The 4002-nt window shown below is 70.8% G+C and carries 4 protein-coding genes; all 4 read right to left on the bottom strand.

Annotation, left to right across the window (positions count from 1 at the left end; translation table 11 throughout):
• Positions 1–65 precede the first annotated feature (65 nt).
• Genes HUU95_RS10185 through HUU95_RS10170 form a run of 4 tightly spaced genes read right to left on the bottom strand, consistent with a single transcriptional unit; the run spans position 66 to position 3731 of the window.
• Positions 66–818 (bottom strand): Crp/Fnr family transcriptional regulator, encoded by a 753-nt coding sequence (locus HUU95_RS10185; RefSeq protein ID WP_174280009.1) that lies wholly within the window; start codon positions 816–818, stop codon positions 66–68.
• A 50-nt stretch (positions 819–868) separates the two neighbouring features.
• Entirely contained in the window at positions 869–2026 is a 1158-nt protein-coding gene (uvsE, locus tag HUU95_RS10180; RefSeq protein ID WP_174280008.1) for a UV DNA damage repair endonuclease UvsE, read from the bottom strand.
• Positions 2023–3087, bottom strand: coding sequence for a phosphoesterase (locus HUU95_RS10175; protein ID WP_217429810.1), 1065 nt, complete (start codon positions 3085–3087; stop codon positions 2023–2025). The genes uvsE and HUU95_RS10175 overlap by 4 nt, the downstream gene beginning before the upstream one ends.
• Before the next feature lie 14 nt (positions 3088–3101).
• Positions 3102–3731, bottom strand: a complete 630-nt coding sequence (locus tag HUU95_RS10170; protein WP_174280007.1) for a TetR/AcrR family transcriptional regulator — start codon at positions 3729–3731, stop codon at positions 3102–3104.
• Positions 3732–4002: the final 271 nt, after the last annotated feature.

Genomic DNA, 4002 nt, shown 5'->3' with positions numbered 1-4002 from the left:
GCTCTACGGCCGGCGGCGGAGCGGCCACGAGGGCTGACATCCCCCGGGCAAGCCGCCGGAGCGGATCAGGCCGCCTCGGCGGTCGCGTGCGGCGCCGGGATCCAGTCGGTGGCGATCACGCCGTGACGGTCGATGAAGCCGGTCATCGCGGTCAGCTCGCGCTCCTGGAGCACGCGCACCCGCCGGCCCGAGCGCGCGATCAGGCCGCGCCGCTCCATCTCGCCGAACGTGCGGCTGACATGGACCTTGGTCAGCCCCACCGCGTCCCCGATATCCTGCTGGGTCAGCGGCAGGTCGAACGAGTCGACGATGCCGCCGGCCGTCACCCGCAGCCTCGCCAATATGTCGAGCAGCATCAGCGACAGCCGCTCCACCGCGCCCATCCGCCCGACCGACGTCAGCCGGTCGCCCATCGCGACGGAGTCCGCCGCCGCGATCGCGTACAGCGTCGCCGCCAGTCGCGGCTCCTGTTCGAACATCCGCCCCAGCGCCGCCTTGGCCAGTTCGGACACGATCGAGTCGCCGACCGAGGTCACCGTGTTGGTCGCGATCGTCCAGGCGATGGACGACGTGCCGATCAGGTCGCCGGCGTAATGGAAGCCGACGATCTGCCGCGCCCCGTTGACCAGGGTTCGCGCCGAATGGACCCAGCCCTGCTGGACGATGAACAGCTGGTCGTTGGGCTGATCCTGGATCATCAGCGTCTCGCCCGGCTTGAGCCGGCGTTCGCGTTGCGCCAGCGTCTCCAGCGCCCGGCGCTCCGAGGACGTCAACGGCAGATGTTGTTCCAGCCTGGTCGTCAGCGCGTCGCGGCGCATCGTCGTCCTCCCTTCGTCGTGTCCGTCCTTCCACAAATCCGGCATCGGCGCTACTCCGCCGCGAGCAGTTGCGCGCCCTCGTCGACGTCCGCCTCTTCTTCCGCGTCGACGCCACGCTCCAGCGCCGCCTCGTCCGTCGCCAGCCGACCGGCATCGGCGGCGGTGATCCCGAACCGCGCCGCGACATCGGGGGCGAAGCGCAACAGGTCGGGGCGCAGGCGCAGCAGCGATAGGTCCTTGGATTTGCCTTCCATCATCACGTCGAACTCCAGCCCGTGCGCCATCCGCATGAAGGTGGCGAACTCGAACGGGTTGGTGAAGTCGGCATGCCCCGTCCAGATCGGCGGCCGCAGCACCGTCTTGACGCGCGCGGTGGCCTTGACCGGCCCCTTGAGCAGCTCGCCCTTGCGCGCCTTGGCGGTGCCGGCCTTGGCGGCGGCGCGCTGCTTGGGCGTGATCTTCTGCTTCAGCTCGTGCAGCTCGGTGCGCGGGCTGGAGAAGTGCAGCTTGGGCCGCACCCCGGCGGGCCAGCTCGCCAGGAACCGCTCCAGCGTCTCGCGCATGTCCAGCCCCTGCAGGTTGAGGCACCAGAAATGCTGATAGTCGAACACCAGTCGGACGCCGGTCCGCTCGTGGATCCACAGCGCGTCGGCCGCGTCGAAGCGGATATCGTCATTCTCCAGCACCAGCCGCCGGCGGACGTGCTCGGGACACGCCTCGAACCCCTCGATCCAGCGCACGCGGCTCGCCTCGCGGTCGTCATAGACGCCGCCGACATGCGTCACCATCACCGCCTCGTCGTCCAGCCCCATGCGGTCGAGCATCTCGGCCTGGCTCGACAGGTCCCAGATCGACTTGCGCGTCAGCTCCGGGTCGGGCGAGTTGAGCAGGACATATTGGGACGGGTGGAAGGACAGGCGAATGTCCAGCGCCCTGGCCTTGGCGCCGAACGCGCGCAGCTCCGCGTCGCTGTCGGCGACCATCGCATGGAATTGCGGCATGTCGGGATGCGTCGCATAGGGCGCGATGTCCGACGACAGCCGGTACATGTCGAGCCGCTCGGCGGCGAGATAGTCGAGCACCCTGTCGAGCAGCTCCAGCGAGCATTTGAGATGCGGGTTCTTCTGCCAGCGGCGCGTGTCCTGCGTCTTGAGGCCCTGCCGCCCCATGACCTTGACGGGAAAGCCGAGGCGGAGCGGTCTGGTCATGCGGGCACCTGCTGGTCGGGGAGGCCGAGGCCCGTGACGAACGCATTCCAGTCGGCGGGGCGGAGCGCGCCGCCGGTCGCCTGGGCATGACCGTTGCCATAGCGGCTGTCGGCGCCGGGCGGACGGTGGTCGCGCAGGAAATCGACCAGGTTCTGCCCCCGCGCCGAGCGCGCGGCGAAATGCACCCAGCCGGGACGATAGCCGGTGTTGGCGGCGAGCACGATCTTGTCCTTGAGCCGCCCGCGCCATTGCTGCGCGATCAGCGGGTGGATCTGGCAGGGCGAGTCGAAGCGGATCAGCGCGACATCGCCGGCGACGCGCGGGGGTACGCGGCGCGCGGCCTCCACCGCGTCGCGGACCTCCGCCTTGGCGGCGACCAGCGCGTCGCGCTCGGGGCTGTCCGCCTTGGTCACTACCTTGGGGCCGTCGCCGCGCAGCAGCAGCGCCAGCGCGGGGGAGGCGTCGGCGCTGGCCGTGCGGCGCGGGGCGTTGACCAGCGACACCGCATCCCTGATCGCGGTCTTGCCCCAGCGCGCCTCCGCCTCGTCGAGTTCGGGGAAACGCGCCGCCATGTCGCCGACCAGCCCCAGCGCGGCGAGCCAGAGCAGGTCCGCCTGGTCGCCCAGCGCACCGGCGCACCACCAGGCGAGGAGCGCCGAGGTCGGCTCGGGAACCAGGCCGTTGCCACTCACCACCGTGGCGCCCGGCGCGAGACCGGTCGGCAGATGGTGATCGATCACGACGGTCGGTACGCCCGGCGCGACCGGGTCCGCGCGGGTGCCGAGGTCGGTGACGATCAGCCCGCCCAGATCCGCCCGCGCCAGCTCGCCGGCGATCGGCTCGTCCCATGGCGTCTCGCCCTTGCCGGTGACGCGCGGCTCGGCCCGCCACCCGGCCGCCCGCAGCGCGCGGACCAGGATCGCGGTCGCCGCCAGCCCGTCCGCGTCGAAATGGCCGAGCACGGTGACGGGACGGGCGCGGTCGAAGCCGGCCAGCGCGGTCGCGAATGCCGCGTGGGCGGTCGTCCGGGGAGCCGTGGAATGTGCAAGCGCGCCGATCACGCTAGCCTAACGGTTCAATGCCCGGCCGGCTCCATCGCCCCCCGCTTCAGGTCGCGCAGCACGGTCAGCACCTCTTCCGTGTCGATCCCGGGCAGCACCTGTTTCTGGATGGCGAGGCCAAGGATCGCCAGCGAGACCGTGCGCGACACCGCCTGATCGCGATCGGTGACCTCGACGCCCGAGGCGCGCGCCCAATCCGCCATGCGCTGCGCGGGACGCGGCGCGAGCCGCACGCGGAACTCGTCGAGGCGTTCGCTCACCGCCTCGTCGCTGCGCGCGCCGACCATGATCTCCATGAACGCGACGCCCGCCGGTTCCAGCGCCGATTCGAGCCGCAGGTCGGGCAGCGCGGCATAGCGTTCCCAGGCATCGTCGATCCGGCTCGCGGCGGCCTGGAAGTTGGCGGCCGAGCGCTGCATGACCTCGGCCAGCGTCGCCAGCATCAGGTCCGCCTTGCTGGGAAAATGATGCAGCATCGCGCCACGGCTCACCTTGGCGGTGGCGGCGACCATGACGGTGGTGGTGGCGCCATAGCCGTGGCGATACAGGCTGGCGATCGCCGCCTCCAGGATGCGCGTGCGCGTCGCCGCGCTGCGCTCGGCCTGGGTACGGCGGGGTAGTCCGACGGTCTTCAGCTTCAACATCGGTGACGTGGCTTTCAATCTGGTCGTTATAATGTGGTTAATGCATTGAAATGGTGGCTGTTTGATCGTCGGCAAGGACCACCGGCGGAAGCGGCGGTCGAGCGATCAGGCGGAGACCGCCGTTCACCCGCGATGACCGGCGAGCAGCCGGCCGTAGAGGCGGATATAGTGGTCGGTCATCCGCTCGACGCCGAACCGCGCGCGGGCGCGGGCGCGGCAGGCCGCCCGGTCGATCGTGTCGAGCCGGCCGATCGCGGCGACCGCCTCGGCC

The organism is Sphingomonas bacterium (assembly GCF_903643065.1).
Lineage (GTDB): Bacteria > Pseudomonadota > Alphaproteobacteria > Sphingomonadales > Sphingomonadaceae > Sphingomonas.
The sequence above is the reverse complement of the archived record's forward strand: the minus strand, read 5'-3'. Positions and strand labels throughout refer to the sequence as shown.